The sequence below is a fragment of the Saccharopolyspora pogona genome (genome assembly GCF_014697215.1).
Classification (GTDB): Bacteria; Actinomycetota; Actinomycetes; order Mycobacteriales; family Pseudonocardiaceae; genus Saccharopolyspora; species Saccharopolyspora hattusasensis.
Genome location: NZ_CP031142.1, coordinates 28346 through 44263, shown reverse-complemented (window position 1 = coordinate 44263; position 15918 = coordinate 28346). Strand labels below are relative to the sequence as shown.

Sequence of the window (15918 nt, the reverse complement as noted above, 5' to 3'; positions counted from 1 at the left end):
GGCCGCACCCCCAACGACGAGGACTACACATCCTGCGGGCCGGACAGATACTCCAGGACACGGTGCACGGTTACCGCATCCAGAGGTGCAGGCAGGCGGTCGGCGGTGTGGATGTGGGCCAGCAACTGTTCGTCGGGAGCCAACCCGTGCTGCTCCAGGTAGTAACAGACGATGTCCGGCCAGATCCACACCCCATCGGAACGGAAACTCACCGGCACCACAGACCCCCGCGACCGATCCACCACATCATCCATTGTGGAATCCGTATCCAGGATCACAGTGCCGGCACGAAGGTAGTCCAGCACCCGGTCCCGCTCCACCGCATCGAGCAGCCGCAGGTGATCCTCCTCGAACACCGGCTCCCCGGCCTTATCGACACCATCAAAGACACGTGCCAAGCTCAACCCGACAGGCTCAGTCGCCGCCCACACCAACCGGCCATAAGACCGCGCCGCCCGCTGATACACCGGCACCTCACCACCGGGCACCAGCGGTATCCGACAACACCGCCACCAACCCAGCCACCCCCGCACCATCGACACCCACAGGCTCGCTTGGCGTGCCGGTGAAATGCCACGCCAGAACCCGCTGCTCATCACCGATCGGGATACGGCTGAACATCGAGGTCGCGGAGCCGGCCAAGAACTCGGCCAGCACACCCATCTGCCGTAAGGACAGCGCCACACCACCAGCGGCCAACTCCTGACACACCGACTCAGCAACCTGGCCGATCGCGCCCTCCGCCAACCGCTGCCGAGCCGTTGCAAGAAACTCATCCGACACCCGGCCGGCAAGCCCCAGCAACACATCATGCATCCCTACCACGCGCTCATCACCAACGGACACGTCCGTCCCTCCCCGGGGCACCACCCCCAGCTCATCAAACATCACGACCCCGATCCACGTGCGGGCCAATACCGATAAACCTCAGCAGGATCGCCGGGCAAAAGTCTGGTCCTGCAATCCATCAACGCCTCGCCCAGATCAAACTTACCAGTAAACCGGCCGGGCTCGTCTTCGTTGTTGGTGACTTCGATCCACCCATCTCTGGCGGGACGGAATTGAACGCGACCATCGCTTTGCCGTTCGTAATCTCCGGCAAGCAGACGCCCGTCCGGTGTTCTGCACACGTCCGAAATAGTCGCCAATACCGGTCCGTTAACGGCCTGCAGCACCGCTACCAGCAGCTCACTGGAGGCGCGGGGAATCGCCAGCACCGTCCACATTTCTTCGTTGTATAACGACTCGCGTCCGACGTGGTACGCGTTGAGCAAACGGGCGAAATCCGCAAAATTGATCGCCTGCCCATTCCGGAGGCGAATCCCGGAACGGTCTGACGTCATCCGGGCCACGACGAGGCTCGCGTCCTTGTACAACTGGTACGAGTACGCCTGGGCGACGACCTGCGCCTTCGAAGCACCTGGGGCCGGGAACAGCACCGACTGTTGGGGCAGGCTCACGATCAGCGCCGGGTAGCCTTCTTCTACATCGCTGAGCTTCCACGGGCGTGTCCAGGCGAAAAGCTGCACCACCTGCACCTGCCCGGCCTCGCTCAGCGGCAACAACTCCAGGAACTCCGCCAGCTTCTCCAGCCAGGCCCCCTCATCCCTGGTCTGGTCGTCATAACCCAGCAGATCCGGATCACCCATCAACCGATCCAGCTCCCGGTAGATCCCCGGATCGGTACCGGCCAGCATCATCGCCGCGCTCAACTCGGCCCGCACCTGCCACAACCCGGGATTCCCGGTCAGCTCACCCGCGTCCCCAGCCCACACCCGGAACTCAAGCCGATCGCTGTCAAATCCAACGGCGTCAAAACGCACCGCACGATACTTATCGTCCGGGTTGGGAAGGGAGTCGTACCCGTCGGCACCGGTGCCGTCCACCGCGTACGGATCCGACGGAAGCGAAATCGGCCCAGCGTGCCCGACGTGGCGTTGCTTCGACTCGTCGCCGCCTGCAACGTTACCCAGCCGGTAGAGCACCGCCTCGAAGACCTTCGCGACCTGCGCCACACGCACGTACTGCACAGGAGTCAACTGCCAGACGAAACTGACATTGATATGCCCACCTGACTCCGAGCCAAAACCGCCCTGCCGCTGTACCGCGCCCAGCAACTTCTCCATACTGGGCCACACCTGCTCCCCGACGGGCCGCTCAGTGTCATTACGCAGGATCGGCGATGTCGCCTCCACCTCGAAACGCTCCGACTCCTTGAGCAACACCCACCTATGGTTGGACAGAATCGCCTCCGCTTCCTTCTTAATAACCAGCTTCGAGCCGTGGGCGGCCCGCCAATCCACCAGCCCTGCTTGTTCGAGCTCCGCCCCCAGACTGTCGACCCGCGCATCGAAATTATCGCCCGGGAGCTTGAACTCGACCTCGAACCCCAGACGCACGTCCGGCCGAGAGCTCACCCCACCCGGCACACCGTCCTCGAAATAAGTGACCGGAACACGCCCCTGCCCCTGCGCAATCGCCCGCTTCGCCTGCACATACACCTCACGCACCTTCGCCCGGCGAGCATTGCGCAACGCCCTCTCCGCCGCCTCCGCTCCAGGAAAACTCTCCTCAACTTTGTGCAAATCCGCCGAAGTCCAGTCCCCCTGCCGCACCATGTTCTTCGCAGTTTCGACGTTCGCACGCACACCGTTCGGATCGAAATCCGACGGCATCGCCCCCAAATGCCGCTCCATCCGACCCGTCAGCTCAGCCAACCTCGCAATCCCAGCCGGCACGAACTTCGCCAACTCGGCCCGCAACACCGCCAACTCGGCCTGCAAAGCCCTCTCCGACTCCCACAACGCCTGCCGATCCTCATCCCGCTCCTGCACCGCCTCCAACTCCGCCTTCTGCGCCTCAAGCAACTCCACCGCATCCTGCAAAGCCGCAATCCGCTCCCGAATCTCAACCACAGTCGACGCAGCCTGCTCCTCCGGCCCCCTCTGATCCCCGGCAGCGCCCGCGGTGTCATCCACCGGCACCGCAGCACCCGACAGTGAAGGCCCACCGCTGGTGTGCCGACCCGATCCCGCCGCGGATTCCCCCGAACGCCCCGCCTGATCCGCCGGCCCGGCCCCGGCCTGGATGCTCAGCCCGCTGCCCTCCGTGCCCAGCCTGTCCGCCAACTCCCGGGAAAACTCCACCACTTGGCCCCGATGATCACGGCCGAGCTGGTTCCGGTGATCACGGCCGAGCTCGCGGCGCTTGGCCGCGACCAACGCCACCACCTCGTCCAGCGACACGGCAGCGCCCCGACCAGCCAGCCTCCGGATGTCATGCGTGCCCTGCACAATCAGCCGCACCGCGTCCTTGTCCTCCGGGGACAACTCCAGCTGCCTCGCCCGCTCGATCTCCCCCCGCACATCCGAGTCCGACCACTCCCGCACCGGCGCTGTGCCCGACGCTGCCGTACCAGCCGGAACAGCAGTCGTGGCGTCCGCCAGACCGGCCACGCCCCCACGCCCCCCGGCCGGCACCGGAGCACCGGGCCCGGCCAGCGGCCTAGCCGATCCATCCGCACCGAATACCGTCCACTGCGGTGTGCGCCCGCCCTGTCCCGGCGTCATCGCGACAACATCACGCCCCATACCCTGCGCCAGGGCCGAACCCTGACCAGGCGATACCACCACACCCGCAGTCGAATTGCCTGGGGACACCAGCAGCACAGGCCCGCCCGTTGAATCCGCCACACCGCCCCGCACGAACTCCACCAACCCGCCACCAGCAACCACATCCGCGGGCACCGGCACCCGCACCGTGTCCACCGGCAACCCCACAGGCAGCACCGCCGCCGGATCCTGCCGCAGATACGGCACCGCCTGCGACCCCTCCACCGGCACCATCGCCGAATCCGGCGACACCGCAGCCCCATCCACACGATGCGAATCCCCATGCGCCGCAACCAAGTCCACATGGGAATCCCCATCGCGGCCGGGCATCCCATTCGGCGACGTCGGCTGCCCCGCGGGCACACCACTGCCGGAGTCCACGACAGACCCGGACCTGACAGTCTCCGGCAACGCGGCATCCGCGGGCACACCAGTGTCGGAGTCCACGGCAGACCCGGGCCTGCCAGTCTCCGGCAACGCGGTATCCGCGGGCACACCAGAAGCATGTGGGGTCACCGCCGGTGAGTCCGGTGTCTGCGAGGTAAGCACCTCCAGCGGCCGGTTCCCCGGCACATCCACACCATGCCCTCCGGGCACCGGATCGCCACCGGCAACCGGACGGTACGCCGGCGGCGGCGTCACCGATCGATCCTGCCCGGAACCCACTACCCCATCGGAATACGCCGGCAGCGGCGTCACCGGCCGGTCCTGCCCGGAACCGGGCACCACCGGAACACCACGAGCCGGCTTTCCGCCCGGCACACTGTCATCGGCGCCCCTCTTACCGTCCGTACCACCCACAACAACGGCAGACACCGGAGAGGAACCGGACACCACGGGGTCCTTGCGGGAGGGCACCGACACCGCAGCCGAATCCACCGGCCTGACCGGGAAAACAGAGTCCACATCAGACGGCTTCGAGGCATCCGAGGGCTTCGAGGAATCGGAGGCATCGAACGTGTTGTCCTTGCCCGGGGAGCCAGGGGTGTTCCCTGTCTGCGACCCGGACCCTGTTCCCAGCAGTGGGGTTTTCTCCTCGTCGAACCCGCCACCATCGGTGGTGGTGCCCTCACGCCGGCTGGTGCCCTCGAGGTACGGGCTTGGGCCTTCCGGGTGCAGCTTGCCCCGCCACGCCAAACCCGCCAGATTCCCCACACCGGAGAACACCGACTCGAAGAAGCCCGCCGTCACCGAGAACGGGTTCCAGGTCACTTCCTGGCCCGTGGCCACCAGATACCCCACCTCCCCGAACAACTCCGACAACGCGTTCTCCAACGCCTCCCCGATCCCGCTGCCGAACCGCGCCGACCACATGCCCCGCACCGACATCCCCGCATAAACATCCAAATGCTCCCCCACCACATCCGCGAAGCGCGCCATCGCCGACACCGGATACAACTCCGCATGCTCGGCCACCGCCCGCCTCACCGCCGCCTCCAGAATCGCCGCGTCCACCTCATCGCCCAGCCCCCGCACCAGCACCGTCGTCAACGCGTTGCTCACCAGACCACCCAGCGCCGACATCGGCAGCGACACCAACGCCGAAAACGCCCCCATTCCCGCCGCCTGCTCGGTCAGCTTCCCGTCCCACTTGTCACCCGACTTCTCACCCAGCATCTGCAACTGGGCCTGCAGATCCGGTACCACGTTGAACGCCACACCACCGGCCGCCGCCATCGCCAACCGCATGAACAACTGACCCCACCACCGCGACAACAACAACCGCATCACCGCCATCCGCGCCGCCAGCCACGCCATCGACGCACCACCGGTCGCCCCCGCCATCGCCACCGCCCACGCCATCTCCAACAACAACAATTCCAAACCATAAATCGTCACCAACTTCAAATACCGCACCTGCCGCGCCAGATCCCGCACGAACACCGCCAACTCCCGCAACGCCCCCTCCCCCGAAGACAACAACCCATCGAAAACCTCCAAACCCCCCGCGAACCGGTCCGCCGCCTTCCCCGAAAACTCCGTCCGCACCTTCCCCACCAACTCCGCCACAAAACCCCCCACCTCCCCCACCCCCACCGCACCCGACTCCAACGCATCCGCCACCGCGAACAACACACCCTCATCCGCATCCGTCATATCCTCACCCGTCAACACCTGAAAAAGCCGCCTCACCCCCTCCGGCACCATGATCGACGAAAACATCACAACCACCCAACCCCGACGCCGCCACAACCCAGGGCAGCAACGACGTATACGGGAATCAGCCTTTTGATCCACCGGCGTGGTGAGACACAAAAACCCGGTAGCCGGGCGACCTCAGCCGCCCGGTACCCAAACCAACGATATGTTCGCGAGTGAAAGGGGAACTGCAGCACGTATTCGTACTCACGAGCCAAAGCGCATGACCCGGAGCTCAAACGGTGCGGTTTCGATAAGCGGCTGAGCACGCCCATCCATCGGATCAAACAGCCGAACACCATCGGTAGCGTTCACAGCCACCAACAGGTGCCCGACACTCTCCCGGCCCCGGGTATCCCTCCTGCGCAACCACACCAGCACCTGGGTTTGCGCGGGAAAAGAAGCGATCTCCTCCAAAACACCGAACCAATGCTCATGAACGCTAACACCGACCACGGGTCCGAGCTGAGCCACCATCGGACCAAACCACGCAGCCTGCGCGGGCTCCGGCGGCGGCATCAACCCCGGCTTCCCGGCGTTCCAGTCATCCAGCCACGCCCACGGATCACGGTTGGGCAGACCGAACGGCTCTTCACCAGCCGCTTTCGGGACCACCACAGCCGCGTCGAGCATCTGGTCACGCCAGTCACCACTGTCCTGGAAACTCCGGGTGGTACAAGCGAACAACCAGCCACGCTCAGTCTCATCGACCGGATCAGGAGAGACAAGCCCCACCTCCCCGTCATAGCGGTATCCCAGCCACGCCTCCGCCTTCTCAACAGCCCCAGCGAATTCGTCCGCCGCGACTTCCCACGGCAGCAGCCCGCCGACCGAATCACCTTGCGGGCAGCGGAAACGCGCCACCACAAGCTCAGCTACCTCGGCGTCGTTCTGCTCCGCGAACGTCCCCCGCAGACCATCAAGAAAGACCACGGCGTCATCCGCGTAATCCGCATACAACAGGTGACCGGCCAGTTCACGCCCGTCGAGCTGACGACGCAACCACACCACAGCCCGAGTCCCCACACCCCCATCCGCAATGGCGCTTCTCGCAGCCTCCCACGTCGCGCAGGTCAACACCTCCGCATCCGGGAAATACGCCGCCAGCAGCCGATCCCACCAACCCGGCGTCTCACCAGCCGGATCCCACGGCAACGCCGAAGCAGGCCAGCAATTCACCGCAGCATCCGTCGCGATCACACAATTACTCGCATTGACCCGCCAGCGCCACGACCCCGGCTCAGACCCCGACAAATTGAGAGCCTCATCCAGCGGACCGGCATTAGACGCGGGAAACGGCTCCGCCCCGTCCAGCGGCACGCAGATCGTCGCCGCCAACATCGGCTCGTCAGACTCCACATAGCGGCAACCGAAGAACGCAGCCCGCTCCGTCGAGAGGATCGCCTCCTCACCCCTCAACACCACACCCTGCCCATAAGTGCCGCGCAACCAGGAGCGCGCCCGCTCCGCGAGCTCGTTCATGCCGCTCCGCCCCTCACCCGCCAGACCATCTCCAGCGAAGTATGAGCCCACCACACCCAACCTCCAAGCCACTTACCCGAAGGTCAGCCACAACCTGCCCCCCCGGACCACTAGGCTTCCTCGTAAGAGACACCGCCGATGGAGAGTGCTGGCGCTGCAACGGCGACATTTTGATCAACAGTTCAGGAAGGGTGCGGTCCGGAAATCCCAGGAAGCGGGCACGCCGATCACGCAGCTGGTCCAGGAGCTGAGCGTCAACGAGGGCACACCGGACCTGGATCGGCGAGCCCGTGAGTGCGAGACTCCTGCGCGCTCAGTGAGTGCGCGTCGGCACCGGTGAGGGATCCTCCTGAGGATGTGCACAACCTTCTCCAGCCTGAAGGCCCAGGCACCACATAGTGACTGGGCCTTCGGCCGGGTGGAAAACCTATGCGATGTAGGCGACCGCCGAACTCCTCGGCGGTGAACACCAGCCGGTGGTCATCCGGCACGCCGAACACCGTCTTATCGTCACGCTACTCGCCCCAACAATCCCGGCGGGCCACCCGTACGCAGTCCTTGTCCGGGCGCTCTTGACGACGCCCCGACCACCGACAACCACGTCTGGCGGTTCACCGAGTCGCTAACGACGAGGACTACACATCCTGCGGGCCGGACAGATACTCCAGGACACGGTGCACGGTTACCGCATCCAGAGGTGCAGGCAGGCGGTCGGCGGTGCGGATGTGGGCCAGCAACTGTTCGTCGGGAGCCAACCCGTGCTGCTCCAGGTAGTAACAGACGATGTCCGGCCAGATCCACACCCCATCGGAACGGAAACTCACCGGCACCACAGACCCCCGCGACCGATCCACCACATCATCCATTGTGGAATCCGTATCCAGGATCACAGTGCCGGCACGAAGGTAGTCCAGCACCCGGTCCCGCTCCACCGCATCGAGCAGCCGCAGGTGATCCTCCTCGAACACCGGCTCCCCGGCCTCATCGACACCATCAAAGACACGCGCCAAGCTCAGCCCGACAGGCTCAGTCGCCGCCCACACCAACCGGCCATAAGACCGCGCCGCCCGCTGATACACCGGCACCTCACCACCCGGCACCACCACCTCCACCCGCGGCACACCGGAACCCGCCACCACCAGCGCCCGCTGAAGCCGACCCGTCAACCCCACCGGATCGACGCCACTTCCGGCCTCCACCACATACACCGGCAACCACGGCCCCTGACCACTGACCGGGCCGCGCCACGCACACCACAACCCCCGGACACCAGCGGTATCCGACAACACCGCCACCAACCCAGCCACCCCCGCACCATCGACACCCACAGGCTCGGCCGGGGTGCCGGTGAAATGCCACGCCAGAACCCGCTGCTCATCACCGATCGGGATACGGCTGAACATCGAGGTCGCGGAGCCGGGCAAGAACTCGGCCAGTACACCCATCTGCCGTAAGGACAGCGCCACACCACCAGCGGCCAACTCCTGACACACCGACTCAGCAACCTGGCCGATCGCGCCCTCCGCCAACCGCTGCCGAGCCGTCGCAAGAAACTCATCCGACACCCGGCCGGCAAGCCCCAGCAACACATCATGCATCCCTACCACGCGCTCATCACCAACGGACACGTTCCGTCCTTCCATGGGGCACCACCCCCAGCTCATCAAACATCACGACCCCGATCCACGTGCGGGCCAGTACGGATAAACCTCCGCGGGCTTGTCAGGCCAACGCCTGGTCCTGGAAACCATCAACGCCTCGCCCAGATCAGCCTTACCAGTAAGCTCGCCGAGCGGGTTTTCCTCGGTGAATTCCATCCACCCACCGTTGCTGGGACGGAATTGAACGTGACCGGTTTGATCCGTTTCGTAAACGCCGGTGAGCAGACGCCCGTCGTCCGTCTTGTACAAGTGCTGCACCGTCGCCAATACCGGTCCCTTCATGAGCTCACACACCTCTGCCAGCAGCCCAGCGGGAGCACCGGGAATCGCCAGCAACGTCCACAAGTCGCGTAGCGAGAGCCCGCGCGCCAGCGCTGGGTCGACACGGCGGAACTCGAGCCACTGTGCGAACCCTTGGAAATCGATCTCGTCGCCATTCCGGAGGAGAATCCCGTCACCGTTCGGCCCTAACCGGGCCACGACGAGACTCGCGTCCTTGTACAACTGGTACGAGTACGCCTCGGCGAGAACCTGCGCCTTCGAAGCACCCGGGGCCGGGAACAACACCGACTGTTCGGGCAGGCCCACGATCAGCGCCGGGTAGTCGCCAACGCGACCAGTCAACTTCCACGGCCGTGTCCACGCGAAAAGCTGCACCACCTGCGCCTGCGCAACCTCACTCAGCGGCAACAACTCCAGGAACTCCGCCAGCTTCTCCAGCCAGGCCCCCTCATCCCTCGTCTGGTCGTCATAGCCCAGCAGATCCGGATCGCCCATCAACCGATCCAGCTCCGGGTAGATCGCCGGATCGGTACCGGCCAGCATCATCGCCGCGCTCAACTCGGCCCGCACCTGCCACAACCCGGGATTCTTGGTCAGCTCACCCGCGTCCCCAGCCCACACCCGGAACTCGAGCCGATGTTCCTCAGCCCCAAAGACTTCAAAACGCACCGCGCTGTGCTTATCGCCCGCGTCGGGAACGGGATAGTACGAGTCGGCATTCTCACCGTTTTCATCCACTGTGTACGGATCCGACGGGAGCGAAACCGGCGCCGCATGCGCGACATCGCGTTGCCTCGACCCATCGCCGCCTGCAACGTTGCCCAACCGGTAGAGCAACGCCTCGAAGACCTTCGCGACCTGCGCCACACGCACGTACTGCACAGGGGTCAACTGCCGGTCGAAACTGACGTTGATATGCCCCCCTGACTCCGAACCAAAACCGCCCTGCCGCTGTACCACGCTCAGCAACTTCTCCATGCTGGGCCACACCTGCTCGCTGACGGGCCGCTCAGTGTCATTACGTAGGATCGGCGATGTCGCCTCCACCTCGAAACGCTCCCCCTCCACGAGCAACGCCCACCTACCGTTGGCCACAATCGCCTCGGCCTTCAGCTTTTCATCCAGCAGCTTCGAGCCGTGAGCGGTCCGCCAATCCACCAGCCCCTCTTGTTCGAGCGCCGCCCCCAAACTGTTGACCCGCGCATCGAAATCATCGCCCGGGAGCTTGAACTCGACCTCGAACCCCAGACGCACGTCCGACCGGGAGCTCACCCCATCGGGCACACCGTCCTTGTGGTAGGTGATCGGAACACCCCCCTGCCCAATCGCCTGCTTCGCCTGCACATACACCTCACGCACCTTCGCCCGGCGAGCATTGCGCAACGCACTCTCCGCCGCCTCCATCGCCCCCAATCTCGACTCAACCTTCTGCAAATCCGCGGAAGTCCAATGACCCTGCCGCACCATGTTCTTCGCAGTTTCGACGTTCGCACGCACACGATTCGGATTGAATTCCGGAGGCATCGTCCGCAAATGCCGCTTCATTCGACCCGTCAGCTCCGCCAACCTCGCAATCGCAGGCGGTACTAATGCCGCAGCCCGCCCCTCCCGAGACTCACCCATGTGTTCCCCTGCCGGTTCGCCCTCGTCATCCAGCATCCCGGCCAACTCTGCCCGCAACGCCTCGACACGCCCCCGCGCCTCCTCCCAATCCCGCCGCAAACCCTGATCGGCCATCGGCAACGTCGCCAAATCCGCCTGCGAAACCTCGGCCCAACCTGGCAACGCCTCAAACCAAGCCAGATCAAACTCAGCCTGCTCCAACCTCTCCCGCAACTGCGCAACCCGCAAATCCCGTCCCTCATCACCGGCCACACCCCCCACCTGCTCCTGCTCAACCTCGCCCAGCCCCTCCCGAGACTCCTTCTCCCACGCCGTCTGCCGATCCTCGTCCAAATCGGACAGCGATGCCGTAGCCTGCCCCTTCCCACCTGAATCCGCCATCACCTCATCAACAGACGCACCAAGATCAACGCCCCCATCCGACCGCGCGTCCCGTTCGTCCCGATCAGCCCCAGCCAACTCCGATCCCTCACTCAACACCATTGCATCCTGCTCATTCTGCTGCCCACTTGCCTCCACGCCCGCAATCTGCCCGGGCCCAGTCTCCCCCCGGGCCTGCATCGACTTCAGCGCCGCCCTATTTTTCTTCAGCCTTTCCCTCGTCTCCTTCAACTGCTCCGCAGAACCAGCCCACCTAGGCATCACCGTCCGCAACGCACCCAGCCTGTCCTCAACCTCGGCGCTCTGCGGCAACGCCTCCAACACCTCGATCTCCGCAGACTCGTTTTTCAGTTTCGATGCTCGACGCTCCAGCCGACTTTCCAACGTTTCGTCCTTTTTTATTTCCCGCCGCAAATTGAGCTCGGCCTGCTGCTCCGGAGTCAGCTGCCCCTGCTCCTCCAACTCCTTTAATTTCGCAAATGCGTCGGCGTCGGCGGCCTTTTTCGCCCTTTTAGAATTCCTGACAACGTCGCTGTGCTTCTTCTTCCGCTGCTTCACCTTCGGCTCGAGCTGCGCCAGCTGCTTGGCCTTCTCCGGATCCAGCTGCTTCCCCTCCTCCAGAGCCGACTGCCTCTCCCTCTGCAACCTCGCAACCAGGTCGGCTTCGGCCTTCCACGCCTGGTGCTCCCTCGCGTTCTTTTCCTGCTTTTTGCGCTTTTTCTTCTGCTGCTCCGTAACCCCCGGGTCCTGTTGTGCTGCTTGATCCGTCGGCGCGGTTCCATCGCCCTCGCCGCCTTGATTCCCGGAATCAACGCCAGCAGCGGTTGCTACCGCCTTCCACTGCATGGACGCCCCGGAAGAAGAACTCTCGCCGGCCTCCCGGGTCCTCTTCGTGCCCTTCGTGCCCTTCGTGCCGGCTTCGCCCGCCACCGGCCCAGACACACCGCCCCCGCGTTTGGGACCTGCCACTTCGGTGGGTAGCCCGGCGCCCCAGCCCAGGTGCCGCAGTCCGGAACCACTGGGCGGCAGCACCACCTCCCGATCCGGTCCCACCCCCGACACCGGAATCACCCACATCCCGGCCACCGCGGAAACATCAGCTTTCGCAACGGGCTCCCCCGTCTGCGGATCCAGCAGATCCACCCGCCCTTGCCGATCGCGGTCGCCTGCATGCACCGCAGCGATCACATGCGCACTACCGTCCGCTCGCTGGTAAATCACCGGCACAGCCACACCCACCGGCCCGCTCCCCACATACCGCTCAAGCTCAGCCACACCACCCACCCGCCGGGGCTCCCGACCCAACGCCACCACCAACCGAGCCGGATCCCGATCATCACCAGCCGGCCCCGCCACAAACTGCCGGTTGAACTTCAAAGAATTATGGAACGCCACAAACGCCTCCTGGCAATTCACCTGAAAACGCACATCACCAGAGAGGTAATTGGCCTGGTTCGCCCCCTTCAGGAACCGATACCCAGCCCCCAACTCACTCCCGCCGATCGCCTGCGCATCCTGCGGCAGGCCGGCGTCGTGCCACGCCCGCTCCTCCGCCGGCACCGCACCCAAGCTCGACCACGGCCGCACCGGCGCTGTTCCCGACGCCGCCGCACCAGCCGGAACACCAGCCGAGGCCTCCGCCAGACCGGCCAGGCCCCCACCAGCAAACCCCTCCGCCGGCGCTGTTCCCACCGGCGCTGTTCCCGACGTCGCGGCACCCTCCGGCACATGCGGGTTCTCCGTTCCGCGTGCGGGCCAGTACCGATACGCCTCCGCGGGTTCGCCATACAGTCTGGTCCTGGAGTCCGTCAACGCCTCGCCCAGATCAGCCTTACCAGTAAACTCACCGAACGGGTTCTCGTCGGTGAGTTCCATCCACCCACCGTTGCTGAGACGGAAGTGAACACGACCGGTTTGATCCGTCTCGTAAACACCGGCGAGCAGACGACCGTCCGGGGTCTTGTACACCTCCTGCACCGTCGCCAACACCGGTCCTTCAACGACCGCGAGCACCTCCGCCAGCAACGCAGCGGGAGCACCGGGAATCGCCAGCAACGTCCACAGATCGTTCCCCCGCCCGACCATGCGCTTTTCGAGCAACCCGGCGAAACTTTCGAAATCGATAACGCCATTCCGGAGGAGAATCCCGTTACCGTCCGGCGCCAACCGGGCCACGACGAGACTCGCGTACTTGTACAACTGGTACGAGTACGCCTCGGCGACGACCTGCGCCTTCGAAACATCCGGGCCCGGGAACAACACCGACTGTTCAGGCAGGCCCACGACCAGCGCCGAATGACCGGCATCGTCACCAGTCAACTTCCACGGCCGTGTCCAGGCGAAAAGCTGCACCACCTGCGCCTGCGCGGACTCGCTCAGCGGCAACAACTCCAGGAACTCCGCCAGCTTCTCCAGCCAGGCCCCCTCATTCCTGGACTGGTCGTCATAACCCAGCAGATCCGGATCACCCATCAACCGATCCAGCTCCCGGTAGATCGCCGGATCGGTACCGGCCAGCATGATCGCCGCGCTCAACTCGGCACGCACCTGCCACAACCCGGGATTCCTGGTCAGCTCACCCGCGTCCCCAGCCCAAAGCCGGAACTCCAACCGATCGCCCTCGGCCCCAAAAGCCTCAACACGCACCGCACGATACTTGTCGTCCGGGTCGTGAACGGGATAGTACGAGTCGGCATTCCCACCACCTTCGTCCACTGTGTACGGATCCGACGGGAGCGGAATCGGCCCCGCATACCCGCCCTCACGCTGCTTCGACCCATCGCTGCCCGCGACGTTGCCCAACCGGAAAAGCAACGCCTCGAAGACCTTCGCGACCTGCGCCACACGCACGTGCTGCCGGGGGGTCAACGGCCAGTCGAAACTGACATTGATATGCCCCCCTGACTCCGAACCATAACCACCCTGCCGCCGTGCCGCGCTCAGCAACTTCTCCATGCTGGGCCACACACCGTCACCACGGTCATTACGCAGGACCGGCGATGTCGCCTCCACCTCGAAAGGCTTCGACTCCTTGAGCAACACCCACTTACCGCCGGCCGCGATCGCCGCGGCGTCCTTCTTGAAAACCAGCTTCGAACCATGGGCCGTCCGCCAATCCACCAGCCCCTCTCGTTCGAGCTCCGCCCCCAGACTGTCGACCCGCGCACCGAAATTATCGCCCGGGAGCTTGAACTCGACCTCGACCCCCAGACGCACATCCGGCCGGGAACTCACCCCACCCGGCACACCATCCCCGAAATACGTGACCGGAACACGCCCCTGCGCAATCGCGTGCTTCGCCCGCACATACACCTCACTCACCTTCGCCCGGCGAGCATTGCGCAACTTCATCTCCGCCGCCTGCATCGCCCCCAACCTCGACTCAACCGTCTGCAACTGCGCCGGAGTCCACTGCCCCTGCCGCACCCACTGCTTCGCGGTCTCGACATTCGCACGCACACGATTCGGATTGAATTCCGGCGGCATCGCCCGCAAATGCCGCTCCATCCGACCCGTCACCTCAGCCAACGTCACAATCACAGCCGGCACGAATCCCGCAGCCCGCCCCTCCCCCAACTCACCCACGTGCTCCCCCAACTCACCCACGTGTTCCCCAGCCGGTTCACCCTCGTCACCCACCATCCCCGCCAACTCCGCCCGCAACCCCTCGACACGCCCCCGCGCCTCCTCCCAGCCCTCCCGCAAACCCCGATCGAACATCGGCAACGCCGCCAAATCCGCCCCCACAATCTCATCCCAACCCCGCAACACCTCAAACGAAGCCAGATGAGACTCAGCCTCCTCCAACGACTCCCGCAACTGCGCAACCCGCAAATCCGGCCCCACATCACCAGCCACCCCCTCCACCTGCTCCTGCACAGCCTCGCCCAATCCCTCCCCAGACTCACCCACGTGTTCCCCGGCCGGTTCGCCCTCGTCATCCACCATCCCGGCCAACTCCGCCCGCAACGCCTCGACACGCCCCCGCGCCTGCTCCCAATCCCTCCGCAAAGCCTGATCGAACATCGGCAACGCCGCCAAATCCGCCCCCACAACCTCATCCCAACCCGGCACCTCCTCAAACGAAGCCAGATAAGACTCAGCCTCCTCCAACGACTCCCGCAACTGCGCAACCCGCAAATCCGGCCCCACATCACCAGCCACCCCCTCCACCTGCTCCTGCACAGCCTCGCCCAATCCCTCCCCAGACTCACCCACGTGCTCCCCGGCCGGTTCGCCCTCGTCATCCACCATCCCGGCCAACTCCGCCCGCAACGCCTCGACACGCCCCCGCGCCTGCTCCCAATCCCTCCGCAAAGCCTGATCGAACATCGGCAACGCCGCCAAATCCGCCCCCACAACCTCATCCCAACCCGGCACCTCCTCAAACGAAGCCAGATAAGACTCAGCCTCCTCCAACGACTCCCGCAACTGCGCAACCCGCAAATCCCGCCCCACATCACCAGCCACCCCCTCCACCTGCTCCTGCACAACCTCGCCCAGCCCCTCCCGCGCCTCCCCCAACTCCCCCTGCACAGCCGCATCCGACTCCCGCAACGCCTCCAACTCCGCCTGCCGATCCTCGTCCCCATCGGACAGCAATGCCTCAGCCTGCCCCTCCCCACCTGAATCCCCCATCACCTCATCAACAGACGCACCAAGATCAACGCCCCCATCCGACCACGCGTCCTGTTCAGCCCCACCCTGCTCCGCCGCACCCACATCCCGCGACACATCTG

General features: G+C 65.0%; 6 protein-coding genes. All 6 read right to left on the bottom strand.

What is annotated here, in order from left to right; translation table 11 throughout:
* Nucleotides 1-23: 23 nt before the first annotated feature.
* Nucleotides 24-488 (bottom strand): hypothetical protein, encoded by a 465-nt coding sequence (locus DL519_RS45210; RefSeq protein WP_223838273.1) that lies wholly within the window; start codon nt 486-488, stop codon nt 24-26.
* Nucleotides 475-846: a hypothetical protein gene (locus tag DL519_RS45205; protein WP_223838272.1), complete on the bottom strand. Its 372-nt coding sequence runs from the start codon at nt 844-846 to the stop codon at nt 475-477. Before DL519_RS45205 ends, DL519_RS45210 begins: the two co-directional genes overlap by 14 nt.
* 41 nt (nt 847-887) lie before the next feature.
* A complete protein-coding gene (locus DL519_RS48215; RefSeq protein ID WP_263399534.1) occupies nt 888-5774 on the bottom strand; it encodes a WXG100-like domain-containing protein in 4887 nt (1628 codons plus the stop codon).
* A gap of 183 nt (nt 5775-5957) precedes the next feature.
* Nucleotides 5958-7232, bottom strand: a complete 1275-nt coding sequence (locus DL519_RS00030; protein ID WP_190812354.1) for a YrhB domain-containing protein — start codon at nt 7230-7232, stop codon at nt 5958-5960.
* 635 nt (nt 7233-7867) lie between these two features.
* On the bottom strand, nt 7868-8860 hold the full coding sequence (locus DL519_RS00025) for a hypothetical protein (protein WP_223838271.1): 993 nt from the start codon (nt 8858-8860) through the stop codon (nt 7868-7870).
* A gap of 42 nt (nt 8861-8902) precedes the next feature.
* Nucleotides 8903-15913, bottom strand: a complete 7011-nt coding sequence (locus DL519_RS00020) for a hypothetical protein (protein WP_190824587.1) — start codon at nt 15911-15913, stop codon at nt 8903-8905.
* Nucleotides 15914-15918: the final 5 nt, after the last annotated feature.

What these genes read in the sequence shown, in the direction of transcription:
- DL519_RS48215 (WP_263399534.1), bottom strand. Translation starts at nt 5,774, where the DNA reads ATGTTTTCGTCGATCATGGTGCCGGAGGGGGTGAGGCGGCTTTTTCAG.
- DL519_RS00030 (WP_190812354.1), bottom strand. Translation starts at nt 7,232, where the DNA reads ATGAACGAGCTCGCGGAGCGGGCGCGCTCCTGGTTGCGCGGCACTTAT.